24 protein-coding genes and 1 tRNA gene are annotated in these 24,443 nt (G+C 62.9%); 13 read left to right on the forward strand and 12 right to left on the reverse strand.

Annotated elements, in window-relative coordinates:
• Positions 1-3: 3 nt before the first annotated feature.
• The gene (locus J3R84_RS02870; protein ID WP_025426193.1) at positions 4-699 is read right to left on the reverse strand and encodes an HAD family hydrolase; all 696 of its coding nucleotides are present in this window, start codon (positions 697-699) and stop codon (positions 4-6) included.
• Positions 700-878: 179 nt separating this feature from the next.
• Between J3R84_RS02870 and J3R84_RS02875 the strand changes: the two genes are divergently transcribed.
• From J3R84_RS02875 to J3R84_RS02885, 3 genes are all read left to right on the forward strand, one after another.
• A complete protein-coding gene (locus tag J3R84_RS02875) occupies positions 879-1,547 on the forward strand; it encodes a GntR family transcriptional regulator (RefSeq protein ID WP_057211508.1) in 669 nt (222 codons plus the stop codon).
• Between the two features lie 221 nt (positions 1,548-1,768).
• A complete protein-coding gene (locus J3R84_RS02880) occupies positions 1,769-2,362 on the forward strand; it encodes a biotin transporter BioY (protein WP_025426195.1) in 594 nt (197 codons plus the stop codon).
• A complete protein-coding gene (locus J3R84_RS02885; protein WP_025426196.1) occupies positions 2,359-2,754 on the forward strand; it encodes a DUF1284 domain-containing protein in 396 nt (131 codons plus the stop codon). The genes J3R84_RS02880 and J3R84_RS02885 overlap by 4 nt, the downstream gene beginning before the upstream one ends.
• Here the strand turns inward: J3R84_RS02885 and J3R84_RS02890 are convergent.
• On the reverse strand, positions 2,734-3,414 hold the full coding sequence (locus tag J3R84_RS02890; protein ID WP_203527614.1) for an ArsR/SmtB family transcription factor: 681 nt from the start codon (positions 3,412-3,414) through the stop codon (positions 2,734-2,736). The two genes, J3R84_RS02885 and J3R84_RS02890, sit on opposite strands and share 21 nt — an antisense overlap.
• Positions 3,415-3,494: 80 nt before the next feature.
• Here J3R84_RS02890 and J3R84_RS02895 point away from each other — a divergent pair, with 80 nt between their 5' ends.
• The 3 genes from J3R84_RS02895 (at position 3,495) to J3R84_RS02905 (ending at position 5,436) form a co-directional block, all read left to right on the forward strand.
• Positions 3,495-3,815: an NIPSNAP family protein gene (locus tag J3R84_RS02895; protein WP_203527612.1), complete on the forward strand. Its 321-nt coding sequence runs from the start codon at positions 3,495-3,497 to the stop codon at positions 3,813-3,815.
• Between the two features lie 4 nt (positions 3,816-3,819).
• On the forward strand, positions 3,820-4,167 hold the full coding sequence (locus J3R84_RS02900) for an antibiotic biosynthesis monooxygenase family protein (RefSeq protein WP_025426199.1): 348 nt from the start codon (positions 3,820-3,822) through the stop codon (positions 4,165-4,167).
• Between the two features lie 138 nt (positions 4,168-4,305).
• A complete protein-coding gene (locus tag J3R84_RS02905; protein ID WP_025426200.1) occupies positions 4,306-5,436 on the forward strand; it encodes a site-specific DNA-methyltransferase in 1,131 nt (376 codons plus the stop codon).
• A 159-nt stretch (positions 5,437-5,595) separates the two neighbouring features.
• On the opposite strand, the gene J3R84_RS02910 is transcribed toward J3R84_RS02905, so the two are convergent.
• Positions 5,596-6,213: an HAD family hydrolase gene (locus J3R84_RS02910; protein ID WP_038575950.1), complete on the reverse strand. Its 618-nt coding sequence runs from the start codon at positions 6,211-6,213 to the stop codon at positions 5,596-5,598.
• Between the two features lie 45 nt (positions 6,214-6,258).
• The gene (mutY, locus tag J3R84_RS02915) at positions 6,259-7,350 is read right to left on the reverse strand and encodes an A/G-specific adenine glycosylase (protein ID WP_025426201.1); all 1,092 of its coding nucleotides are present in this window, start codon (positions 7,348-7,350) and stop codon (positions 6,259-6,261) included.
• A gap of 93 nt (positions 7,351-7,443) precedes the next feature.
• Here mutY and J3R84_RS02920 point away from each other — a divergent pair, with 93 nt between their 5' ends.
• From J3R84_RS02920 to smc, 3 genes are all read left to right on the forward strand, one after another.
• Positions 7,444-7,950, forward strand: a complete 507-nt coding sequence (locus J3R84_RS02920; protein WP_025426202.1) for a DUF721 domain-containing protein — start codon at positions 7,444-7,446, stop codon at positions 7,948-7,950.
• Positions 7,951-8,070: 120 nt separating this feature from the next.
• Positions 8,071-8,907, forward strand: a complete 837-nt coding sequence (locus J3R84_RS02925; RefSeq protein WP_081788840.1) for a DsbA family protein — start codon at positions 8,071-8,073, stop codon at positions 8,905-8,907.
• Positions 8,908-9,009: 102 nt separating this feature from the next.
• Positions 9,010-12,471, forward strand: a complete 3,462-nt coding sequence (gene smc / locus J3R84_RS02930) for a chromosome segregation protein SMC (protein WP_203527610.1) — start codon at positions 9,010-9,012, stop codon at positions 12,469-12,471.
• A 2-nt stretch (positions 12,472-12,473) separates the two neighbouring features.
• On the opposite strand, the gene J3R84_RS02935 is transcribed toward smc, so the two are convergent.
• Together J3R84_RS02935 and J3R84_RS02940 are read right to left on the reverse strand one after the other, a co-directional pair.
• Entirely contained in the window at positions 12,474-14,285 is a 1,812-nt protein-coding gene (locus J3R84_RS02935) for a caspase family protein (protein ID WP_025426205.1), read from the reverse strand.
• A 251-nt stretch (positions 14,286-14,536) separates the two neighbouring features.
• Positions 14,537-15,586 carry a helix-turn-helix domain-containing protein gene (locus J3R84_RS02940; protein WP_025426206.1) on the reverse strand — a complete coding sequence of 350 codons (1,050 nt, stop codon included), beginning with the start codon at positions 15,584-15,586 and terminating at the stop codon, positions 14,537-14,539.
• Positions 15,587-15,749: 163 nt separating this feature from the next.
• Between J3R84_RS02940 and J3R84_RS02945 the strand changes: the two genes are divergently transcribed.
• Both J3R84_RS02945 and ppdK read left to right on the forward strand, forming a co-directional pair.
• On the forward strand, positions 15,750-16,460 hold the full coding sequence (locus J3R84_RS02945) for a hypothetical protein (protein ID WP_025426207.1): 711 nt from the start codon (positions 15,750-15,752) through the stop codon (positions 16,458-16,460).
• A 137-nt stretch (positions 16,461-16,597) separates the two neighbouring features.
• Complete coding sequence (gene ppdK, locus J3R84_RS02950; protein WP_025426208.1) at positions 16,598-19,264, forward strand: pyruvate, phosphate dikinase; 2,667 nt, start codon at positions 16,598-16,600, stop codon at positions 19,262-19,264.
• A gap of 176 nt (positions 19,265-19,440) precedes the next feature.
• Here the strand turns inward: ppdK and J3R84_RS02955 are convergent, their stop codons facing one another.
• A complete protein-coding gene (locus J3R84_RS02955; RefSeq protein WP_025426209.1) occupies positions 19,441-19,722 on the reverse strand; it encodes a hypothetical protein in 282 nt (93 codons plus the stop codon).
• 350 nt (positions 19,723-20,072) lie between these two features.
• The gene (locus J3R84_RS02960) at positions 20,073-20,462 is read right to left on the reverse strand and encodes a hypothetical protein (protein ID WP_025426210.1); all 390 of its coding nucleotides are present in this window, start codon (positions 20,460-20,462) and stop codon (positions 20,073-20,075) included.
• Positions 20,463-20,722: 260 nt separating this feature from the next.
• Here J3R84_RS02960 and J3R84_RS02965 point away from each other — a divergent pair, with 260 nt between their 5' ends.
• Entirely contained in the window at positions 20,723-21,631 is a 909-nt protein-coding gene (locus J3R84_RS02965; RefSeq protein ID WP_025426211.1) for a DUF1499 domain-containing protein, read from the forward strand.
• A gap of 23 nt (positions 21,632-21,654) precedes the next feature.
• On the opposite strand, the gene J3R84_RS02970 is transcribed toward J3R84_RS02965, so the two are convergent.
• The 4 genes from J3R84_RS02970 to J3R84_RS02985 are packed head-to-tail and all read right to left on the reverse strand — an operon-like array spanning position 21,655 to position 24,000.
• The gene (locus J3R84_RS02970) at positions 21,655-22,287 is read right to left on the reverse strand and encodes a DUF4166 domain-containing protein (protein ID WP_057211504.1); all 633 of its coding nucleotides are present in this window, start codon (positions 22,285-22,287) and stop codon (positions 21,655-21,657) included.
• 20 nt (positions 22,288-22,307) lie between these two features.
• Positions 22,308-22,760: a thiol-disulfide oxidoreductase DCC family protein gene (locus J3R84_RS02975; protein WP_025426213.1), complete on the reverse strand. Its 453-nt coding sequence runs from the start codon at positions 22,758-22,760 to the stop codon at positions 22,308-22,310.
• A gap of 2 nt (positions 22,761-22,762) precedes the next feature.
• Positions 22,763-23,686: an MBL fold metallo-hydrolase gene (locus J3R84_RS02980; RefSeq protein WP_025426214.1), complete on the reverse strand. Its 924-nt coding sequence runs from the start codon at positions 23,684-23,686 to the stop codon at positions 22,763-22,765.
• Positions 23,687-23,703: 17 nt separating this feature from the next.
• Entirely contained in the window at positions 23,704-24,000 is a 297-nt protein-coding gene (locus J3R84_RS02985; protein ID WP_025426215.1) for a cupin domain-containing protein, read from the reverse strand.
• A gap of 214 nt (positions 24,001-24,214) precedes the next feature.
• Between J3R84_RS02985 and J3R84_RS02990 the strand changes: the two genes are divergently transcribed.
• Positions 24,215-24,289 (forward strand) — tRNA-Gln (locus J3R84_RS02990).
• Positions 24,290-24,443 lie beyond the last annotated feature (154 nt).

The following is a 24,443-nucleotide window of genomic DNA, read 5'->3' on the forward strand; positions in this document are numbered from 1 at the left end:
GGATCAGGCCGTCATCGACTCCGACCACTCGGATAGAGCGGCGATCACGCCCGGCAGCGCCGACATGCGGGAAATCACCGTTTCGGCGCCGGCATCGGTCAGCTGGTCGGCATGCGAGGGATGGGTGTGCGAGCCGCCGGTAAAGCCGACGACGCGCATGCCCGCTGCGCGCGCTCCATGGATGCCGTGAACGGAGTCCTCGATGACCAGGATGCGGGAAGGGGCGACGCCCATCTGCTTGGCGCCGTGCAGGAAGATGTCCGGCTTCGGCTTGACGCGGTCCGCTCCAAGGTCGCGGGCGGAATAGATATGGCGGCCGAAATGATCCTTGATCCCGACCTTGCCGAGCATCATCGCGAGCCGCGCCGAGGTCGAGTTGGAGCAGATGCAGTGCGGCAGCGTCAGCTGCGCCAGCATCGGCTTGACGCCTTCGATGATCTTGAGATCGCGCGCGAGGCGTTCGTCGAGGATCGTGTCGACCTTGCTGATGAGCGAGGCCGAAAGCGGGATGCTCGCTTCCTTTTCGATCTGCAGCAGCGTGTTCTGCCAGGTCATGCCGGCAAAGCGCTCTGCCATCTCCTCGGTGCTGATCGGATAGCCTGCTTCGGTCAAAAGGGCCGCCTCGACTTCCGAGGCGATGATTTCCGAATCGACGAGAACGCCGTCGCAATCGAAGATGATGAGGTCGATACCGTTCATTTAGGTCAGTTTCCCTGGGAGAAGGAGGCGCCACAGGCAGGGGGAGATCGCTTTCGCGGCGCGTGCTTTTGTACGCCGAAGGTTTATACGATGGCGGCCGAAATCTCAACCTTTGGAAATCGTCGAAAGGCCGCAGTCGCTTGCTCGACAGGTCCTGCCGGCACCTCTATCTGTAGCCGATGAACAAGCAACGGGACGATACGATCGCAAGCCGCATCAGCCGGGTACTGGCCGAGAGGATCATCTCGGGTGTGCTGACGCCGGGCGAGCGCCTGCGCCAGGATCACATCGCCGAGGAATTCGGCGCCAGCCACGTGCCGGTGCGCGAAGCGTTCCGGCTTTTGGAGGCGCAGGGGCTTGCCGTCAGCGAGCCACGTCGCGGCGTTCGTGTTGCGGCGTTCGACCTCAAGGAAGTCCGCGAGGTCGCCGAAATGCGGGCGGTTCTCGAGGTGCTGGCGCTGCGCCATGCGATCCCACATCTGACCGCTGCCATCCTCGATCGTGCCGAGGCGGCAACGGTCGCCGCGGACACGTCGCGCGACGTCCGTTCCTGGGAGGCTGCCAACCGCGCTTTCCATCGGCTGATCCTGGAGCCCTGCGGCATGCCGCGACTGCTCGCCTCGATCGACGACCTGCATGCCGCCAGCGCCCGCTTTCTGTTTTCGGCCTGGAGGAGCAGCTGGGAAGCGCGCACCGACCATGACCACCGCGCGATCCTTGCCGCCTTGCGGGAAGGGCGGGGCGACGAGGCAGCCAAAATCCTCGCGCGCCATGTCGGCTGGATTGGCAAGACGCCGGTCAAGACAGCTGCCGGCGAGACGCGAGAGGCGTTTTCCATCGTCGGATAGGTCTTTGAGCGCAACCGTTACGCTTGGGTCGCCGCCATGGGCGCAAAATTATAGATAATTTATTTGCCTTGTTTTTCAGTCTGTTGATGGAATCGACGTGCGATTTTGCGCGCCGTTGTCGGTCTCGGATTGACTGGTACGTCAGTCGGGGCTAGTGCGGCCATCTTATAGATAGAATAAAAAATTATCTATAATCGTGAATGCAACCCACGGAGACCCAGATGTCCAATCTCGCTTCCGCCCACGCGCCCCTCTTCGATCCGCTCCGCCTCGACGGTAAAGCCTGGCCGGTCAAGGCGCTGTTCGTGCTTCTCGGCACCGGCTTTCTCGCGCTCTCCTCGCAGATCAGCGTGCCGATGGTCCCGGTGCCGGTGACCATGCAGACCTTTGCCATCACGATGATCGGCGTCATCTATGGTTGGCGGCTTGGCGTTGCCACCGTCCTTACCTGGCTGACTGAGGCCATGCTCGGGCTTCCGGTTCTTGCCAATGGCGCCGGCGGTCTTGCCCATTTCGCAGGGCCGACGGCCGGTTATCTCGCCGCCTTTCCTTTGGTCGCTGGTATCGCCGGCTGGCTGGCACAGCGCGGCTGGACCGGCGATCGCGTTGTCCTGAGCTTCTCCGCCCATTTCGCCGCCAACATGCTGTGCCTTGCAGTTGGCGCCGCCTGGCTTGCGACGTTGATCGGTTTCGAACAGGCAATCGCACTCGGTGCTGCGCCCTTCGTGCTCGGCGCGGTGCTGAAGTCGGCACTTGCGGCGGCCGTGCTGAAAGCCGTCCAGCGCTATGTGCAGAAGCCGACGGACCTGCTTTGACGGTCCGGCTGCGCGGGCACCATCTGCTGTGCCTGCTGACCTTCGTGGGCGAGGGCTACACGCCCACGTTCACGCGCAACTATGTCAGGATCGCCGAACGCCTGTCGTCAGGTGAAAGCGTCACGGTTGTCGACGGCCCGGACGATATTTGCGTGCCGATGTTGTGTGACGCCGGTGCCCATTGCCGGGAAGACAGCATTGCACGGCGAGACAGTCTTGCACTCGCGGCCATCGCGAACATCCTCGACAGATCAGTCGCCGACGGAAAGGCCGCGGCGGTCTGTGTCGAATGCGAATGGGCCGGCCTCTGTAGCCGCGTTGCCGATAGCGGTTTTAGGGATGTTCTGGTGCGAGCAGGCACGGACCCGTGTTCACTGCGGGAAGAGGTCTGAAAAGGCCCTTTCGCCGCTATCGGTGAAGCGGATGGCGCGGCTGTTGTTCTCGCGTTTTGCCCAGCCCTTGTCGATGAACAGCGTCAGCAGCGCCTCGCCCAGCGAGCCTGCCAGATGCGAGCGTCTCTCGCTCCAGTCGAGGCAAGTTCGGCAGATTGGCCGGCGGGATTTCTTCAGCGATGCGTAGCTTATGCCGAGCGCCTCGATGCGGATCTGGCCCGTATCGGTCAAGGCGAGATCGTCGCCGGCGACCTCGATCTGTTTCGCCGCGATCAGGCTGTCGAGCATGCGCACGCCGTAGTCACCGGCTAGGTGGTTGTAGCAGACACGGGCCTTGCGCAGGGCCGGATCCCTGGGCCCGGGGCGATGCCGGTTCATGCCGCGGCTGGCGGCAAATCCCACGAGGTTCTCTAGCATCAGCCCGACCTCGTCTTCGGCCAGCTGGTAGTAGCGGTGACGGCCCTGTTTACGCTGGGTCAGCAGGCCCCCGGCCTCGAGCTTGGAAAGATGGGAACTCGCCGTCTGCAGCGTGATGCCGGCATGGGCCGCAAGCTCTGTCGGCGTCAGTGCGCGCCCGGCCATCAGCGCGGTCAGCATGTTGGCGCGGGCAGGGTCGCCGATCAGCGAGCCGATGAGTGCGATGTCTGGACCTTCCTTCATACTTCGATGGTAATCGAAGCATCAAAGGCCGGCAAGCGGGCATAGTGGGTTCATCGAAAGACAAACACGAGGAACTCAAGATGATCACCTGCTTCATCCGCTACGAAATCGACCCCTTCAAGAAGGAGGAATTCGCCGCCTATTCCCGCAACTGGGGTGAGGCGATCCCGCGCTGCGGCGCCGACCTGATCGGCTATTTCGGGCCGCACGAAGGTTCGGCGACAACCGCCTATGGCGTCTACAATATCGACAGCCTTGCTGCCTATGAGGCCTATCGCGCCCGGCTTGCCGCCGACCCTCTGGGCAGCGAGAACTACGCATTCGCGTGCAAAGAGCGTTTTATTCTGAAGGAGGATCGCATCTTCCTGAAAAACGTTTCGTCACCGGCTGGAAGGGACTGAGCTCATGATCACCGTTATCTTTGAAGTACTGCCGGCCGAGGGTCGTCGCGATACCTATCTCGGCATCGCCGCCGACCTGCGCCCGCTGCTGGACGGCATCGACGGGTTCATCTCGATCGAGCGCTTTCAAAGCCTTGCCGATCCGAACAAGGTCCTGTCGCTTTCGTTCTGGCGCGATGAGGCCGCCGTTAAGGAATGGCGCAACGGCGCCGAGCACCGCGCCGCCCAGGAGGCCGGCCGTCACGGCGTCTTTGCCGACTACCGTCTGCGCATCGCGTCAGTCGTTCGCGACTATGGCATGAACGAGCGGCATCAGGCGCCGGTCGACAGCCGCGCCTTCCACGAGGCTTGAGGGCCATCGGCATGCCAAGCGGTTGGCTATGCATCGCAATTACAAAATTTTTCCTGATGACCTTCAGGCTTTGGTAACCATCTTCGGTAACCATACGCTCCATAGTCCGTCCCGAGTAAGCGTATTTGCGAGTTGTCCATGTCATCAGTTGTTTCGCTTGCCGAAGTCTCCCGTTCCACCCGTCCGCTGGGCTGGCTCGATTCCATCATCAAGGGTGACTGCGTGGCAGCGCTCAATGCGCTTCCCGACAATTCGGTGGATGTCGTTTTCGCCGATCCGCCCTACAACCTGCAGCTTGGCGGCATGCTGACCCGCCCCGACCAGTCGGTCGTCGACGCCGTCGATGACGAGTGGGACCAGTTTGCTTCCTTCGAAGCCTATGACGCCTTCACCCGCGCCTGGCTGCTTGCCTGCCGTCGCGTGCTGAAGCCGACCGGAACGCTTTGGGTCATCGGCTCCTACCACAACATCTTCCGCGTCGGCGCCATCCTCCAGGACCTGCATTTCTGGATCCTCAACGACATCATCTGGCGCAAGACCAACCCGATGCCGAACTTCAAGGGCCGCCGGTTCCAGAACGCCCATGAAACGCTGATCTGGGCGACGCCGAACGCCAGCGCCAAGGGCTACACCTTCAACTACGATGCAATGAAGGCGGCCAATGACGACGTGCAGATGCGCTCCGATTGGCTGTTTCCGATCTGCTCGGGTCACGAGCGCCTCAAGGGCGACGATGGCAAGAAGGTGCACCCGACCCAGAAGCCGGAAGCGCTGCTTGCCCGCATCATGATGGCATCGACCAAGCCCGGCGACGTCATCCTCGATCCGTTCTTCGGCTCCGGCACCACCGGCGCCGTTGCCAAGCGCCTCGGCCGTCACTTCGTCGGTATCGAGCGCGAACAGGATTACATCGACGCGGCATCGGCGCGCATCGACGCCGTCGAGCCGCTCGGCAAGGCCATGCTTTCTGTGATGACCGGCAAGAAGGCCGAGCCGCGCGTGGCATTCAATACGCTGATCGAAAGCGGATTGATCAAGCCCGGCACCGTCCTGACCGACGCCAGGCGGCGTCATAGTGCCATCGTGCGCGCCGACGGCACGCTTGCCTCCGGTGGCGAGGCCGGCTCCATTCATCGCCTGGGCGCCAAGGTCCAGGGTCTGGATGCCTGCAATGGATGGACATTCTGGCACTTCGAAGATGGGAACATCCTGAAGCCCATCGACGAACTCAGAACCGTCATTCGAAATGACCTGGCAAAACTGAACTGATCAACCAGTTCCGCCAGGTCCTTCGAAAAGCCCTCTGCCCGGTTTTTGTACCTTCAGTCCCGGAAGGAGAGCTTTAAACGCCCGGAATCCGCAAGGTTTCCGGGCGTTTGTATGTTTCCCTCAACCTCGGGGACTTCCAGCTATTGGCGCGCTGCCATGTCAGCGCTGGATGCCATAGGCCGCGAGATCGGCCTTCAGCTTCTCCGGGTCGGTGAAATGCACCGCGTACCAGCCGGCGAGGCGCGCGCCCTCGACATTGGGCATGCTGTCGTCGATGAACAGTGTCGCTGGCGGATCGAGGTCGAAGTTGCGGGCATGAGTCTCGTAGATCGCCACATCCGGCTTGATCAGGCCGACATCGCCCGACACGGTGACGCCGCGCGGCAGGGTGAGGAACGGATAGAGCTGCAGCGCCTCGCGGAACGTATCGGAGGCGAAGTTGGTCAGCATCGTCACGTCGCGCCCCTCGGCGATCAGGTTCTCCATCAGGGAAACCGTTTCGACATAGGCGTGCGGGACCATCTCCTGCCAGTGCTTGCGGAAGGCGCGGATATGCTCTTCCCGTTCAGGGTGATCCTTGATCAGCAGAGCCTCGGCTTCTTCCCAGGAGCGGCCGCGGTCCTGCTCGATGTTCCAGTCGTGGGAGCAGACATTGGCGAAGAACCACTGCCGCTCGGCCTCGTCGGGAATGATGCGGCTGAAAGGCAGATTCGGGTCGTAGTGGATCAGCACCCTGCCGATGTCGAAGACGATGTGGCGGATTTCGATGCTGCTCATGAACCTGTTCCTCTTTACGAACTTTTACAGCGCCGCGCGTCTACGCTAGACGCGCTCGGCCTTGAAGGCATCTGGTATCGCCTGGGCGATCGCCTTCTTCATAACCGTCGGCAACGCCTGGGTTTTCAGCGAAGCGACCGGCTCCCACCAGCCGTCGTTTCCGGTCTCGGCGCGCGCGACATTGGCCCGGTAGACCGACAGGCGCAACTCGAAATGCGTAAACACATGGGTGATCGTGCCGCAGTCTTCCCAGGCCGCCGCAAAGGGCTGGGCCTCGACTGAAGTCTCGCCGTCTTGCCGCGCCGTCCACGCCGTGCCGGGCACTTCGGTCATGCCACCGAGTAGGCCGGTTTCGCTGCGCTTGCGCAGATAGACCGTGTCGCGGGCATCGATCGCCACGAAGGCGGCGCCGAGCCTCAGCGGCTTGTCCTTCTTCTTTGCCTTGCGCGGAAAAGTCTCGGGGTCGGAGACGGAAAGCGCCAGACAGTGTGGCCGGAAGGGACAGAGCGAACAGGCGGGGCGCTTCGGCGTGCAGATCGTCGCGCCGAGATCCATCATCGCCTGGGCGAAATCGCCGGGCCGGTCGGTGGGCGTCAAGGCCGCGACTTGGCTACGCATTTCCGGCTTGGCCGCCGGCAGCGGCGTTTCGATGGCATAGAGCCGCGAGATCACCCGCTCGACATTGCCGTCAAGTACGGCGCTCTGGCGGTTGAAGGCGATGGCGGCGACGGCGGCGGCCGTATAGTCGCCGATGCCGGGCAGGGCCTTCAGCCCTTCTTCCGTGTCCGGGAAACGGCCGCCATGATCGCGGGCGACGGCCTCGGCGCATTTCTTCAGGTTGCGCGCCCGTGCGTAGTAGCCGAGGCCGGCCCAGGCCTTCATCACGTCTTCATTGTCGGCGGCGGCGAGATTTTCGACCGCCGGCCACAAGGTCAGGAACTTCTCGAAATAGGCCTTCACCGCCTGCACGGTCGTCTGCTGCAGCATGACCTCCGACATCCAGATATGGTATGGGTTCGCGACCACGCCTTGCCGCGCCATCGACGGCGAGACCCGCCACGGAAGCTCGCGGTGGTGCCGGTCGTACCATTCAAGAAGAAGCGGAGCGGCCTTCGCCGCCGTGATCGTATTTGCCATGATTTGCCGGAAGTTCCTTTTCCGGCCTATACTTGGAGAAGGCGAGCCGGCGCATCAAGGCTCAATCGACATTGCATACAGAAAGTCGCGTTCGTGAGTGAACAGAAGTCCCGCAGGGGTGTGGTCCAGATCAGCGAGGTCGCCAACGGCCTGATCGATCCGGTGCTCGCCAAGCGCGCCGGCATCAACACCATGCTGCTCGGCTCCTGGGACGAGATCGCCGGCGCGGACTTTGCCGACTGCACCCGGCCGGAAAAGATCGCCTGGCCGCGACGCGCCTCGGAGATTGCCGGCGAGGGCGGCCATCAGCCCGGCGTGCTCACCGTTGCCTGCGAGGGCGCGCGTGCGCTTTTCCTCACCCATGCACAGGGCGAGCTGATCCAGCGTATCAACGGCTTCTTCGGCTTTTATGCCATCGGCCAGCTGCGGATCGTGCAAAAGCCGGTATCGCCGCCGCCAAAACGCAATCGCAAGCCAAGCCCGCTTTCCGGCGAACCGGCCCGCAAACTCGAAACCATGGTCGAGGGTATCGAGAGCGAAGAGCTGAAGGCGGCGCTGCGACGGCTCGGGACCGCAGTCATGTCTCCACGCCGGCGTTAGGCCAGCACCATCAGGCGGTCACAATTCTTTGAATTCTGTTGAAACGCTGCCCCTTGCCGCCCCGCGCGCGGCAAGATATCGAATCCGCACTGCAATTCCCTCCGAACACGGGTAAAATTCATGTCCGCTTCCGCAATGAACCTTTCGAAACGCCTGCTCAGCGGTGTTGCCATCGCGACCGTCGCTCTTGTGCTTGCCGCCTGCAGCGACGAGAAGAAGGAGCAGGCTTCGGCGACCCCGACCGAAACCACGGAAACGGCCGCCAAGGCCGACGCCAAGCCGGCCGACGCGATGACGACCGCTTCGACGACGGCTGCTCCGACAACGACCGCGCAAGCCAAGCCCGCCGGCACCGAAGTTGCCCAGTCGACCGCCGCTCCGGCAAAGGTCGAGCTGCCGAGCTCGGAAGGCTCCGTCGACATGGCCAAGCTGCTCGAGCCCGGAGCGCTGCCGGAAATGGCGGTCGGCGATGCCAACGCCCCGGTAACGATCGTCGAATACATGTCGATGACCTGCCCGCATTGCGCCGCCTTCCACAACAACACCTTCGAAGCGATCAAGACGAAGTACATCGACAGCGGCAAGGTTCGTTTCGTCCTGCGCGAATTCCCGTTCGATCCGCGCGCTGCTGCCGCCTTCATGCTGGCGCGCTGCGCCCCAGAGGGCCAGTATTTCCCGATGATCTCGATGCTGTTCAAGCAGCAGCAGCAGTGGGCTGCCGCTCAGAATGGTCGCGACGCATTGCTGCAGATGTCCAAACTTGCCGGTTTTACACAGGAGAGCTTCGAGTCCTGCTTGACGAACCAAAAACTTCTGGATGATGTGAACGCAGTTATGCAGCGGGGCGCAAAGGACTTTGGCGTACAATCGACGCCGACCTTCTTCGTCAATGGAGAGCACTATTCTGGGGATATGTCGGTTGACGTCATGTCGGCCCTCATCGACAGCAAGCTCTGATCCTTCGCTTTTCCTGAAAACGGGCGACGGCAGCAGCCGTGCGCCCGTTTTTCATGCCCTGGGGCCGGGTGAAGAGGGGCGTTCCGCGCCAGCGTTTGCCGCATGAAGTTCAACAAGCTTCGCCTGCTTGGCTTCAAATCCTTCGTCGAACCCAGCGAATTCATCATCGAGCGCGGTCTGACCGGCATCGTCGGCCCGAACGGCTGCGGCAAGTCGAACCTTGTCGAGGCATTGCGCTGGGTTATGGGGGAGAACTCCTACAAGAACATGCGCGCGTCCGGTATGGACGATGTGATCTTCTCGGGCTCCGGCAATCGCCCGGCGCGCAACACCGCCGAAGTCGGCCTCTACCTCGACAACAGCGATCGCACCGCGCCTGCCGCCTTCAACGACAGCGACGAAATCCAGGTGACGCGCCGCATCGAGCGCGAACAGGGCTCGGTCTACAGGATCAACGGCAAGGAAGCGCGCGCCAAGGATGTGCAGCTGCTGTTTGCCGACGCGTCCACCGGCGCTCGCTCGCCGTCGATGGTCGGCCAGGGCCGCATCGGCGAGCTGATTGCGGCAAAGCCGCAGGCCAGGCGCCAGCTTCTGGAAGAGGCGGCCGGTATTTCCGGCCTGCACTCGCGCCGGCATGAGGCCGAGCTGCGGCTGAAAGCCGCCGAAACCAACCTCGAGCGCCTTGATGACGTCACCTCTCAGCTCGAAAGCCAGATCGAGAGCCTGAAACGGCAGGCGCGCCAGGCCAGTCGCTTCAAGATGCTCTCTGCCGATATCCGCAAGCACGAGGCGATCCTGTTCCACATCCGCTGGGTTCAGGCCAAGGAAGCCGAAGCCGAGGCGACCAGCCAACTCAACCAGGTGACGGCACTCGTCGCCGAAAAGGCGCAGGCCCAGATGCAGGCCGCCAAGGATCAGGCGATTTCCAGCCTGAAACTGCCGGAGCTGCGCGAGAGCGAGGCGAAATTGGCGGCCGCACTGCAGCGGCTGCAGATCGCCCGTTCGCAGCTTGAGGAGGATGCTGGCCGTATCCTGCGCCGTCGCGACGAGCTGCAGCGTCGCCTGGCCCAGCTTGCCGAGGATATCGCCCGCGAGGAGCGCCTGGTTGCCGACAATGCCGGTATTCTCGCTCGCCTCGACGAAGAAGATGAAGAACTGCGCGAACTGCTCGCCGAGGCGGACGACCGGGCAAGCGAAGCCCGGGAACGGCTCGAGGAAGCGAACGAAAAGCTCTCCATGAGCGAAGCAGATCTCAGCCGGCTGACGGCCGAGCGTGCCGAGGCACAGGCCGGTCGCAACCAGCTTGAGCGGGCGCTGCGCGATCTCTCGGAGCGGCAGGCTCGGTTGGCGCGCCAGCTCTCCGACCAGGCCCGCGATCTTGACGAACTCGACCGGCAGATGTCGACGCTGCCCGACCCGCACGAAAAACAGGGCCAGGTCGAAGTGGCCGAGGCCGCCCTAGAAGAGGCCGAGGCGACTGTCGCAGCCATCGAAGAGACCCTCGCCGAAACCCGCCGCGCCGAGGCCGACGCCCGCCCGCCAGTCGATCGGGCGCGGGCCATCCTGAACGGCATCGAGACCGAGGCGCGCACGATCCGTCGCATGCTCGAAGCGGCCGGTGGTGGCGACTATCCGGCTGTTGTCGAGGAGATGAAGGTCGACCGCGGCTTCGAGACGGCGCTTGGCGCAGCGCTTGGCGATGATCTCGATTCGCCGCTCGATAGCGCAGCACCGGCCCATTGGCGTACACCGGGCGATCATTCCGGCGATGCCGCCTTGCCGCAAGGGGCGCGCTCACTCATCGAGCACGTTCGCGCGCCACAGGCATTGACGCGTGCCTTGAGCCAGGTCGGCATTGTCGACAGCGAGGCAGAGGCCGAGCGGCTGATGCCGCTGTTGAAACCCGGCCAGAGCCTGGTGACGAAGCAGGGCTCGGTTTGGCGGTGGGATGGCCACGTGACCGGTTCCGAAGCGCCAAGTGCTGCAGCACTAAGGCTGGCCCAGAAGAACCGCCTTGCTGAACTCGATACTGAGGCGGACGACGCCGGCGAGTCGCTCCGCCGTGCCGAGGCTGATCTTGCCGCTGCCGGCTCGCGCATCCGCGCCGAGGATGAACGGCTGAGGCTTGCGCGCGACGCCCAGCGCATGATCACGCGCCAGCTCGGCGAAGCGCGCGATGCGCTGGCCGCTGCCGAGCGCGCATCCGGCGATCTCTCGCGTCGCCGCGCGGTTGTTGCCGAAACCAAGAGCCAGCTTGAAAGCCAGCTTGAAGAGGTCGCCGAGCAGATCGAGACCGCCAACGACGCGCTTGCCGATGCGCCCGACCTTTCAGAACTTGAGCTGAAATTGCGCACGCAAACGGCAGATGTCGCCGCCGACCGGGCAGCGGTTGCCGAAAGGCGTGCGGCCCATGACGGACTTGCGCGCGAAAACGATGCGCGCCAGCGCCGGATCACTGCGATATCAGGCGAACGCCAGACCTGGAAAGCACGGGCGGCAAGCGCCGAAGAACATATAGCCACCCTCAGGGATCGCGAGGCGGAAGCGCGCGACGAGGTCGAGGAGCTGATGGATGCGCCCGACGAGTTCGAGGACAAGCGGCGCGCGCTGATGAACGAATTGCAGAAGGCCGAGGCTTCACGTCGCGAGGCCGCCGATATCCTGGCCGAGGCCGAGGGTCGCCAGCGCGAGGCAGACCGCATGGCCGCAACCGCGCTTTCGGAGTTGGCAGAATCGCGCGAAAAGCGCGGCCGCGCCGAGGAGCGGCTGGTATCCGGCCGCGAGCGCCGGGTCGAGATCGAGGCACGCATCCAGGAGGCGCTCTCCTGTGCTCCGCATGAGGTTATGCGGCTGACCGGGCTTGCCGTCGACGAGGCGCTGCCGGACATGCGCAATGTCGAGCGCGAGCTGGAACGGCTGAAGATCGAGCGGGAGCGTCTTGGCGCCGTCAACCTTCGGGCCGAAGAAGAACAGAAGGAGCTCTCCGAGCGGCTCGCTCTGCTTCTGAAGGAACGCGACGACGTCATCGAAGCGATCCGCAAGCTGCGCAGCGCCATCCAGAACCTCAACCGTGAGGGTCGCGAGCGGCTGATCGTCGCCTTCGACGTGGTCAACGCCCAGTTCCAACGGCTTTTCACCCATCTCTTCGGTGGCGGCACGGCCGAGCTGCAATTGATCGAGAGCGACGACCCGCTTGAAGCCGGCCTTGAAATCCTTGCCCGTCCGCCGGGCAAGAAGCCGCAGACCATGACGCTGCTGTCGGGCGGTGAACAGGCGCTGACGGCAATGGCGTTGATCTTCGCCGTCTTCCTCACCAATCCGGCGCCGATCTGCGTTCTTGACGAAGTCGACGCGCCGCTCGACGACCACAATGTCGAGCGCTACTGCAACCTGATGGACGAGATGGCGGCATCGACCGAAACCCGCTTCGTCATCATCACCCACAACCCGATCACCATGGCCCGCATGAACCGCCTGTTCGGCGTCACCATGGCGGAGCAGGGCGTGTCGCAGCTTGTTTCCGTCGACCTGCAGACGGCAGAGCGGCTGAGGGAAGTGGTGTAACTCTACTCGAACTCAAGCAGGAAGCTCCCGGTCGCGTCTTGCGGACCCATGTCGTCCCAAGTCGTTACCCGCAGCGATTTAAGATCGGCTCTGCCTTCGCGGTGAGCATAATACATGCCAACATCGTCGCCCTTCTTGTGCTCGTTCGGCATGTTGGCAAACCATTTCGAGTACGTCAGCGGCTCGCCGTCGTCCCAGCCCCATCCGCCGCGCGGCTCTCTGCCCTGGGACGCTTGAACGAGACCGATCCACGGACCCATCTTGTAGCTGACGCCGCCATTCGGATCGTATCCGGTGTTGAAGAAGTTCTCGTCGCTGTTGAAGAGTGAGGCGACGAACTCGTTCTCTGCGTCCGAAGTGATTGTAGCGAGATGTGCGCCGCAACTCTTGGCCCAATATTGTGCGACTGAGGCAGGGACATAGAGGTATCGCACGACGACGTAGAGATGCCCCTGGAAGGCACCATAGACAGTGTCGTAGCGAGGTAGGCATTCAACTGCCCTCAGAACCCGCCCGTCGGTCTCCAGCCCTCTCAAATCATCGATCTTGTATTCGCGGGCCTTGGTGGCGCTGTAGACGCCGTCGATATCCTGCGAAACGGCGATGCCAAGTGCCTTGGCGGTGCGTTCGCTGATAAAGCCGTTGCTCGGCTGCTGGTTCCGGCTTTGGTACTGCCGGATGGCAGTGCGGGTCTGCTCGCCGAAGACGCCGTCGGCCGTGCCGATCTCAAGCCCCGTCGCCGCGAGCGCCAGCTGCACGCTCCTCCGCGCTTCCTTGCTCGGAAGCAACCGGCTCTCGATCGTCTGCGGCGTTGAATTTTGACCCCGCGCTGTCGCCGGGTCGATCTGCGCCAATGCCTGCCTACCAAGTTCGGCATATTCGCCTGTGCGATGCTTGGCGACGAAGAAGCGCCAGATGCGCGGCGTACCGACACGAAGCGCCTTTTTGAAATCGGCTTCGGCTTCAAGCTCTGCCGGATCGACGGCAGTCGAGGGGGCCGTCTGCGTCGATGCCGCCGTCGGTGTTTCCGGCCCGAAGTAGAATTCCAGCGACAGGGACGAAAGGATCTGCGGTGATTGTTTGCCGCCCGTGTCCTTGCGCACATCGCGAACCACGCGCTTGAAGGCGGTGCCAACCTCAAGCCCGGGGCCGGAGAGGTTGGCGATCAGGGCGCGGGTAAAGGGTGAATGCCCGTCGGTGCCGTCGGCAGCGACCTGTCCCGGGGCGGCCGCAAAGGCGACCAGTGTACCGGCACCTTGCGTTTCGATCGGTGCAAGTCCGCGGGTGGCGCCGCCACGCGTGGCGCCATCGACGTCGACATTCAGTTTGTTGGCGAGCGGATTGTTGCGACAGGCGTCGAGGAACACCAGGGATATCCGGGCGCGTTTTTCGAGTGCATTGATGATCTCGGACAGCGCCACGGTTTCCGCCGGCACGTCGAACTCGCTTTCGAGCCTGGCATCCGTGCCGATCAGAAAATTCTCGCCATGGAGCTGCATGCCGTGGCCGGCAAAATAGAACAGTGCAATATCCTGCGGCCCGATCTTGCGGGCGAAGCGCGAGAGCGCCTCGGCAAAGCTCTTGCGGTCTGCATTCAGCACGAGGTCCGCTTCAAAGCCTTTGCTCTGCAGGAAGCCGCTGAAGGCTTCGGCGTCGCGGGTCGCGTTCGGCAAGCTTCCGGCGATCGCGTAGTTACTCATGCCAACGATCAGAGCCAGCCGCTTGCCGCCATTGTCGCCGAACACTGGGCTCGCAGCAAACAACAAAAGCAGAAATGACAGCATCGAAAAGCGCAGTTTCGCACGACATTTCATGACCTGCCTCCAAGCCCACAGGACTGAAACGGATCGCCATGACGGGATATTCGCCGATGTGCCCCTCATCGCTTCGTAATATTAGATATTTATGATGGATGCTGCAATGTGCAGTCCTGGGCCGATTGCGTCAGCGCCACGCGGTAAACTACAGCGCCGCGCGTCTTGTTAGACGCGCAAAGGTCGCTGCAGCACCTTGGATTGCTGCATGTTTTGAATCGAATACGATTTAAGGAAACGTGCAGTAGGCTCTATGCCGCTTCGCGAAATTCGGGCACGCGCTGCTCTTCGCGCCACGAAGAAGGGCTCTGGCCGGTGACGCGCAGGAACTCGCGGTTGAAGTTCGATTTCGTCAGGAAGCCGGCCTCGAAGGCGATCTGCGTGATTGCCTCGTCGGTCGCCGAAAGCAGCCGGCAGGCTTCCTCCACCCGGTAGTTGTTGACATATTGCGAGACGCTGATGCCGTGGATCCGGTTGATGGCATTGGAAATCCGCCGGGCCGGCACGCCGAGCTTGCGGGCGATCCGCGAGAGGTTGAGCTCGAGATCCTTGTAGAGCGCTTTCCTGCGCATCAGGTCGTCGATGCTTCGCACGATCTCGGCATCTTCTTCAGTCGCAGTGCGCTCTTGCGGCAAAGGCGCTGCGTCCCCCCGTCCGCTGTCTGTCGATGTGTCGAAGCTGGCGATCGAGGCGGCGGTGCCGAGAATGAGCAGGGCGAGTACGTTGCCTGCCGCAACGATCGCGCCGGAATAGGCACCTCCATTGCGCAGCTGGTCGAAGCCGATGGCGACGTCGCTAAGCGCTGAGGCGATCAGCGCCCACCCGGTGAACTTGAGCGATCGGTATGAGCGAAGCACGCCGTCGAGCCGCGAGGCGACCAGTGCGTTCGGGCCCCGCCGCGCAAGCCAGAGCAAGGCAAACCCGTAGCCGAGAAAGAACAGGGTGATCGCCGTGCCGACCGCATCGCGCCAGGCAAACATCATGACCCCGACGATGAGCGGGGGCAGGAGGTGCCAGGCGATTTGCCCCAGGCGTGGCGGACCATCGCTCGCAAGGCTGCTGAAGCAAACCCATGCCAGCGCCGCGTTGAACGTCGCAAGCATCGCCTGTGCCAAGAGGATGGTACGGATTTCGTAGCCCCATCGGATGCCGATCAGCACGGATTGCAGTGCATAAGCGCACACGAGCAGCAGGAACAGGCGTTGCTCGAAGGTCATGGCCTCGCCGCGCTGCCAAAACATCCGGACAATCACGATCATCAGCAGCAGGGAAACGACGAAGGGGAGCGGTACAAACAGCATGAGCGGAAGAATTCTTCGGGAGGGAGGTGGGCGGATGGCAGGATGATGCCCTTGATTGCGTTCAGGGTCGACCCGAAACGCGATCAAGGTCGCGACTGCGTTCGATTTCAGGCGAGCTATTCCGGTCCGGCGATGGTGCCAGACCGCACGAATGGAGCGTCAAATGTTGATCGGACCGCCAGCAATGGTTCTCGCCCCCATCCTTCTCCTCGCCCTGGCGAGCAATGCCGAGACATCGGCGAGGGACATCGATATCACCGGCGTCACGGCGATCGTCGCCACCGGCGACGCAAGCGCAATCGAACTCACCAGCGATGAGACTTTGCCCTTCAGCGCCTCGGTCGAGAGCAGGCGGTCCGGCTGGTTTGCCCCCTTCTATTCCAGCTGGTTCTACAGCGATTGCGTATCGGAGACCCGTATGCGCGTCGAAGGTTCGACCCTTTACATCGTTGTGGCAGCGCCCTCCTGGCCGGAATTGGAGGAGTGCAGGACCGCATTTCGCGCCAACCTGAAAAAGGGAGCGTCAATCTCTGTGGAGCAACCGGCGTTCCAAGCCGCGCTTGAGGGGGAGTTTTCGAGTGTGGCGCTCAAGGGCAAGGCAGCTGATGTTTCGATCGAGGGGCACGTCGGACAGGTGAGGCTCGATGTCGACGCCCTGCGGGCGCGGCTGATCTATGAGAAGACCTCGCAGTCCGAGACCGTGGAGATCTCCGGCAAGGCACTCGACATTCACCTCGGATTCGATGCGGCAAGTTTCATTGATTATCGGGTGATGGCGACGGCCTCCTGGGTCGACAGTTCGCGAACGGCGATCCCCGGCGCCAGGCCTCTGATTTGCATCAAGGGGGAGATGGTGCGCGCGACGATCCGCTGAGCCTCGAAGTCCGCCGCAGTGCGTTCGACAGTCGGAAAAATGATGCAATGCAGCATAAATCTTCGGCGGGTGCATTTCCAGGCTGAAGCATATACTGTAAATCGTCATAAAAGACTGTTTTTGGGTGGAGAGCAGGCATGATGAAATGGGTTTACACCTTCGGTGGGGGCAAGGCCGAAGGGCGTGCGGGTGATCGTGACAGGCTGGGCGGCAAGGGTGCAAACCTTGCGGAAATGTGCAGTCTGGGCCTGCCGGTGCCGCCGGGGCTGACCATCATCACCGATGCCTGCAACAGCTATTTCGACAATAGCCGCGAAATACCCGAGGGCCTGCACGACCAGGTCCGCGAAGGCATTCGCCGGATGGAGGAAGTCACCGGCCGGGTTTTTGGCGACACCAACCGTCCGCTGCTGCTTTCCGTGCGTTCCGGCGCCCGCGCCTCGATGCCGGGGATGATGGACACTGTCCTCAATCTCGGCCTCAACGATCAGTCCGTGCATGCGCTCGGTCACGACGCCGGCGATGCGCGGTTTGCCTGGGACAGCTACCGCCGCTTCATACAGATGTATGGCGACGTCGTCATGGGCGTCGACCACGATATCTTCGAGGAGATCCTTGAAGACGAGAAGGCCCGCCTCGGCCACGAGCAGGATACCGAACTTTCCGCGGTCGAATGGCAACATGTCATCACACGCTACAAGGACGCGATCGAGGAAACGCTCGGCGAGCCGTTTCCGCAGGATCCGGAAATCCAGCTCTGGGGCGCCATCGGCGCCGTGTTCTCCAGCTGGATGAACCCGCGCGCCATCACCTACCGCCATCTGCACAGCATCCCGGCGGCCTGGGGCACCGCGGTCAACGTCCAGGCGATGGTTTTCGGCAATCTCGGCAATTCGTCGGCGACCGGCGTTGCGTTTACCCGCAACCCCTCGACCGGAGAGAACGAGCTTTACGGCGAGTTCCTCGTCAATGCCCAGGGCGAAGACGTGGTTGCCGGCATCCGCACGCCGCAAAACATCACCGAGGCGGCCCGCATTGCGTCCGGCTCCGACAAGCCATCGCTTGAAAAGCTGATGCCGGAGGCCTTTGCCGAGTTCCGCACGATCTGCGACAAGCTCGAGCGGCATTATCGCGACATGCAGGACCTCGAATTCACCATCGAGCGCGGCACGCTCTGGATGCTGCAGACGCGCTCCGGCAAGCGGACGGCCAAGGCCGCCCTGAAGATCGCCGTCGACATGGCGGACGAGGGGCTGATCTCGAAGAACGAAGCGGTCGCCCGCATCGATCCGGCTTCGCTCGATCAGTTGCTGCATCCGACGATCGATCCGCACGCGCGCCGCGATATCATCGGCTCCGGCCTTCCGGCTTCGCCGGGGGCTGCAACCGGCGAAATGGTCTTCACCTCGGAAGAGGCCGTCCAGGCCGACAAGGAAGGCCGCAAGGTCATCCTCGTGCGCATCGAAACCAGTCCGGAAGACATTCACGGCATGCACGCCGCCGAAGGCATTCTGACCACGCGCGGCGGCATGACCAGTCACGCCGCGGTGGTTGCGCGCGGCATGGGCACCCCTTGCGTTTCCGGTGCGGGCGGCATCCGCGTCGATCTGCGCAACGAATTGCTGATCACGCCGAGCGTGACGCTGAAGAAGGGCGACATCATCACCATCGACGGCTCGTCCGGCCAAGTGCTGAAGGGCGCGATCGCCATGCTCCAGCCGGAGCTTTCGGGCGATTTTGGAAAGATCATGGCCTGGGCGGACGCCAGCCGCCGCATGACCGTGCGCACAAACGCCGAAACGCCGGCCGACGCGCGCGCCGCCCGCTCTTTTGGTGCCGAGGGCATCGGCCTTTGCCGTACCGAGCACATGTTCTTCGAGGATGGCCGCATCAATGTCATGCGCGAGATGATCCTGGCGGAAGACGAAGCCGGGCGGCGGCTGGCGCTCGCCAAGCTGCTGCCGATGCAGCGTTCGGACTTCGTCGAACTCTTTTCCATCATGCACGGGCTGCCGGTGACAATCCGTCTGCTCGACCCGCCGCTGCACGAATTTCTGCCGAAGACGGATGAGGAAATCGCTGATGTTGCCGGTGTTTTGTCACTGGATCCGTCAGCCCTGCGTCAGCGCGTCGACCAGCTGCACGAGTTCAACCCGATGCTCGGCCATCGTGGCTGCCGTCTGGCCATCTCCTATCCGGAGATCGCCGAGATGCAGGCTCGCGCCATCTTCGAGGCGGCGGTCGAAGCCGCGCGCGAAACCGGCGCTGCCGTCGTGCCTGAGATCATGGTGCCGCTCGTCGGCCTGCGCGCCGAACTCGACTACGTCAAGGAGCGCATCGATGCGGTGGCAAAGGCGGTGATCGGCGAAGCCGGCATCGACATCGACTATCTCGTCGGCACCATGATCGAGCTGCCGCGCGCGGCACTTCGCGCCCATGTGATTGCGGAAGCCGCCGACTTCTTCTCGTTTGGCACCAACGACTTGACCCAGACGACATTCGGCATTTCACGCGACGACGCCTCGCAGTTCCTGGCGACCTATCAGCAGAAGGGCATCATCGAGCAGGATCCCTTCGTCTCGCTCGATTTCGACGGTGTCGGCGAACTGATCCAGATCGCCACGGAGCGCGGACGCCGGACCAAGAACGGCCTCAAGCTCGGCATCTGCGGCGAACATGGCGGCGATCCGGCCTCGATCCGCTTTTGCGAAGAAGCGGGCCTCGACTATGTCTCCTGTTCGCCCTTCCGCGTGCCGATAGCCCGGCTCGCCGCCGCACAGGCGGCGATCAACGGCAAGGCGTGAGGCGGCATCGATACCGGCCATAACCTCAACGCCCCGGTCAAGGGTGCCCGGGGCGACTGCATGTTTCCTTAAATCCTATTCGATTTAAGGACAAAAACATGCAGTAATTCAAAGTGCTACAGCGACCTTTGCGCGTCTATCAAGACGCGCGGCGCTGTAGGCATCTCGTTTCAGAGCTACTTAGACTGCACGATAACCGGGCGTGCAATGACGACCGGCCGGTTCCAACCCCACATCATCACATCATTGTCATAGCGGTAGCTGCGCCGCTCGGCGCGGCGGTCGAGCTCGATGCGTTGCAGGCAGGTGGCGAATGCATCGGTGCCGCGCCGAAAGCCGTAGGAGGCGCAGGTGTTGCCGTCGGCGGCGCGCCGCTCTTCCGGCGTCATCGTCTGGCAGGCCGCAAGCAAGAGCCCGATGGCGGCAAGGGTCAGCAGTTTGGTCTTCATCGTATTCATGCCTCCTGAGCGGATGCAGATCGGCTCGGCGAAAGACCGGCTTTGCTTGTGCCCGAACCTCAGCTTTTGTCAGAAGGCTGTTGGGTACACCGGTCGCTCAGGTCTTTACCGCCGCCTGCAGGACAGAGCTCTGCCGCATGGCGGGCCGTCGTGTCCACCCTGATTTTTTCGGGTATGGCTGTAAAGATCGGTAGGGTGGATCGTGCAATCGAGGGCCGAGGCTTCGGCGCAGCTACAAGCCAAGGGCAGAAACGCACAACACGGATTTTGCATTCACGATTCGATCGCATGAAGACATGATGGGGCAGCCGTTGGGCGACCGTCAATCCGTTTTCGGCAAGTCCGGATGGTCACATGCGCTCAAGCACGCCGACAAAGGATTCGGCAAAGCTTTTCAGATCCTGGGTGTTCTCGCCGGGGTGCTCGAGCCGGATCGTCGAGCCCTCTTCTTCGAGGCAGACAAACAGGATTGGCGACGCGTCGCCCTCGGTCCCGCCGAGCCGAAGGACCGCGATGCTCAGGCAATCGTCGACCAGGCCGGAAGCGGGCAAGGCAAAGAGAAACTCGCCGCCGACGTTGTCGGCAACCGTGCGGATGAAGGCGGTGAAATCGTCCTTGCTTCCGGAGAAACCGTCGAGCGAAAGCTCCAGCTCCAGCAGCGCCATGGGAATGCGGGCGTCAGCCGGCGGAGGCGGTGCTGCGTGGGTGGCTGTTGCCACGGCTGCTTGCGATGCGACCATGATGTCTCTCCATCTTGCCGTGCCGGATGCGTTCCCAGCGTCGGCCCTTGCCCCCCGATTGACGATTCGCGACGACTTTTGCCGGCGTACGGGCATATTTCCAGTTTCTGATAGGTGGTTAACGAGAATGGCGATTTTGCGGCAAGTGGCTGCAGGCGCGCGGCCCAGGTCTCCAGCCGCATCCTATTGCCTGTTTTCACGGCCCCGGCCATGGTCTAAGAATGCTGGTCTGTTTCGATGCAGGGGATTGATTCCGTTATATGATGGTCCGGTACGAGCGCCCCTATTCCTATGCCGCCCACTGGGCGCGCCGCTTTGCCCGCATAGCCTTTGCGATCTTCGCGCTGTCCCTGCTGGCGCACCGGTTCGGCCCGTTGACGACGCCGCATTTCCTTGGATTGGTCGGGCTCTCCGGTGCTTTTGCACTGCTCGGCGTCCTGCTTGCCGTAGTCGGGCTCGCGCGGCTTTGGCAGGTGGCCGCGATCGGTGGCATCGCCTCCGCCTCGGCCCTTGTCTATGCGGCGCCCACGCTCGGTTTCATCGGTTTCGGCATCGCGCAGTACCTGACCCGGCCGGCGATCTATGATGTCAGCACCGACACAGTGACGCCGCCGCCTTGGCTGAAGGTGCCGCAGACGGAGGAAAGCTGGCTGAAGCGCAATCCGGCTGTGACGCCCGAGGACCGCGAAGCGCAGATTATCGCCTATCCCGGCCTGACCGGACGACGATACGACGGTGCGCTCGACCGCGTTTTCCAAGGTGTGCGCAATGTCGTCGAGAAAACGCGCGTCGGCGTCACGCAGGAACTCGGCGTCGAAAACGCCCGCGCCGATCTCGAGGATCTGGCGGTGCGGCCGAATGCCGGGGCGGACGCCGCCGCCGAGCCGGAGAACATACCCGTGCCGGAATCCCGACCGGAGCTGGCTTTGGAGGGCGCCCTTCCAGGGCGGCGTTCCAGTGACGTCGTGCTTCAGGGAGAATGGCGGACGCTGATTGCCGGCTTTCGTTTCGATGTGCTGATCCGCCTGCGCGAAGAAGCGGAAACGACGTTCGTCGACCTGCGCGTCGCGTCTCGCTACGGCCAGCACGACCTCGGCATCGGCGCCGCCTTCGCCGACCAGTTCCTGCGGGCGCTCGATGCGGAGCTGCTCGGCATCGCCGGCGATTGATCCGCAGAATACCGGCAGACGCTTCAGTCCTGCATGAGGGCGTCGTGGCCACCAGATCCATGAGGCAGCTTTTGGTCTCGCACGTTTGCGATCGGCGATGGTGCCTCGTCGTCCGCCTTGAGCCAGCCGCGATAGCGCACAATCAAGCCGGTCAATGGGCTTTCGACCTCGACGTGGAAGTGGAACAGGCCATCGCGATCTTCCTCGAACGTCCGGCCACCTGGCGCCAGCAACGCTGGAAGCGGGAGGCCGAGGAAGGACCAGCCGCGAACCCTGAGATGCAGGCGGTTTCCCACAGGCTCCAAGGCGCACAGGATCCGGAACGGCCCGAAACCCTCGGCAAGCAATCGTTCCTTCCGGTTCTCGGCTTTTTGCTGGGAGCTGCGCAAAACCTTCTCTCCAAACCGCCGCGTCCAGATCTCGCGACCATTGGCGCACTCGAAACGGATCTCGACCGGCACATTCTCGCCGGCCACGGGAAAGCCGAAGACAGAGGCGGTGAGGCGGCCCCATGACCCCTTGCCACGCTCGATGGTCGCACGCCCCCTGAAAATGGCTTGCCCATCCGACGTCTCATGCAGAGTGCGGATCGCCGTGGGCAAGCGATCCCATTCAGCGCCGAGAACTCGTCGGTAGAGGCTTTGCTGACGGACCATGCCACTTTCCGCTGCGTCCTTCACGCGATGAAACGCCCGCGCTCGTCGGCGGTCGGAACCATGCAGGTCTGGCGGCGCCCGGCGATGCGGTAGCGGTTCCTTGCAACGAGATCGTAGAGCGGATCGCGAAGGGCAGCAGGCAAAATGCGGCAGATATTCACCAGCGACCATGGCAGGCCCAATCCTGCAAGCGTGCGAATCGATCCGTCCGATTTGAAGCGCGCAATACCGTTCTCGATCAGGATGTTGCTTTCATAGTTCTCTGTATCGAGGCCATAGTGCCGGTAGAGCGCCTGGCCGAGCGGCGATTGCGCCGTCAGGTAACGATAGCGCGCTTGCCGGTCATGGCGCAGCATGAAGCGCACCCAGCCCGAGCAGAAGATGCATTCGCCGTCAAAGACGATCACCGGCCGATCGTCGGGAAAGCGCGGCACCGACGGGTCCTCGCGGTAGCTGTGCGCTTGCCGCCGCATCCTCAGCCAGCCCCTCCCGGCGCCAGGCGATAGTCGCCGAAAAGGGACGGCGGTCCATCGGTCTCAACACGTCCCTGTTCGACCAGGTCTTCAAGATGCGCCAGCACGGAGAGGGCTGCTGCGCCATGCAGTCGTGTGTCGGTGGAGGCATAGATCACCTTGACCATGTCGGGGATCTTGCCGTCGCCGGCGCGGACGCGCTCAAGCACGGCGCGCTCACGCATGCGCCGGTGGGCGCGCAGGCCCCTGAGGAATGAAGCCGGCTCGATGACAGGCCCGCCGTGGCCGGGCAGATAGAGCCGGTCGTCACGCATCAGCAGCTTTTCCAGCGAGGCCATGTAGTCTGCCATGGCGCCATCCGGCGGTGCGACGATCGTCGTCGCCCAGGCCATGACGTGGTCTGCGGAAAAGACCGTGCCGGTGCCGTCGAGCGCAAATGCCATGTGGTTGGCGGTGTGGCCGGGGGTGGCGAGCCCCGTCAGCGCCCAGCCGTCGCCTTCGATCCGTCCGCCATCGGCAAGGATGATGTCGGGCGAGAAGTCCATATCGGAACTCTCGGCGAAGGGGTTGATCTCGCCTTCATGCAAAGGTCTGGCGGCACGGTGAGGCCCTTCGCCGACGATTGCCGCGCCCGTCGCGGCCTTCAGTCGCCGCGCCAGCGGCGAGTGGTCGCGGTGGGTGTGGCTGACGGCGATGTGGGTCACCTCGCGGCCCCTAAGCGCCGACATCAACGCCTGAAAATGCGCTTCGTCCTCCGGGCCCGGATCGATCACCGCCACCGAGCGATTACCGACGATATAGCTGTTGGTGCCGTGAAAGGTGAAAGGGCCGGGATTGTTGACGGTGATGCGCTGCACGCCGTCGGCAACGGTCACGGCCTCGCCATGTGCCGGCTTGAAGTCGAGATCGAAGTCGGGGCCCTGCATGCGTCGTTTCCTGGCCTTCACTTGTATTCGATCTCGATGAAGGACATCGGTTCGCTGCCGGCATTGACGACGTTGTGCGCCATGCCGGCCTCGCGCCGGTAGGCCGCTCCCTTGGCGATATCCACCCGGCGGCTGCCGCCTTCCTCCTCCAGCAGGAACCGGCAATCGGTCATCGGCACGACGACATAACCGAGACCGTGGACATGATGGCCGGTATCGGCACCGGGTTCGAAGTCCCACCTAGTAATGCGCACGACCGCGTCATCGACAAGAATGCTGGGCACGGCGGGCGGACGGGCGCGAAACTGGCTCATTGGGGTCTCCATTCGCGCCGGAGAATAGGAGGTGACGGTCGGGAAGGGAAGGGCGGTGCGGCATCGGGCACTGGCGTTTCGCCGAGGGCGAAGTGTATGCTGGCGAACAAAGCCCAACAAAACCGCTCGAACCACAAACTTAATCATTGTGACGCGGCACGAGCTTTGCTAATCAGGCGCTCGATTTGGCGAAACTATTTCTCGCCAATTTCGTTGGGGCGTAGCCAAGCGGTAAGGCAGCGGTTTTTGGTACCGCCATCCCCTGGTTCGAATCCAGGCGCCCCAGCCACATTTTTCTTTCAAGCGTTCTGTCCTCTCAACGTCCCGGATGCCAAGTTCGGCGTCGCGCTTGACGATGGCTGTCGCGTTGCCGTGTATGCCCGGTCCTCGAGTCTCCTTAAAATTCTAGGGGCGTCTTTCATCTTTCCTCCATCTGTCTGCCG

The sequence above is a fragment of the Ensifer canadensis genome (assembly GCF_017488845.2).
GTDB classification, from domain to species: Bacteria; Pseudomonadota; Alphaproteobacteria; order Rhizobiales; family Rhizobiaceae; genus Ensifer; species Ensifer canadensis.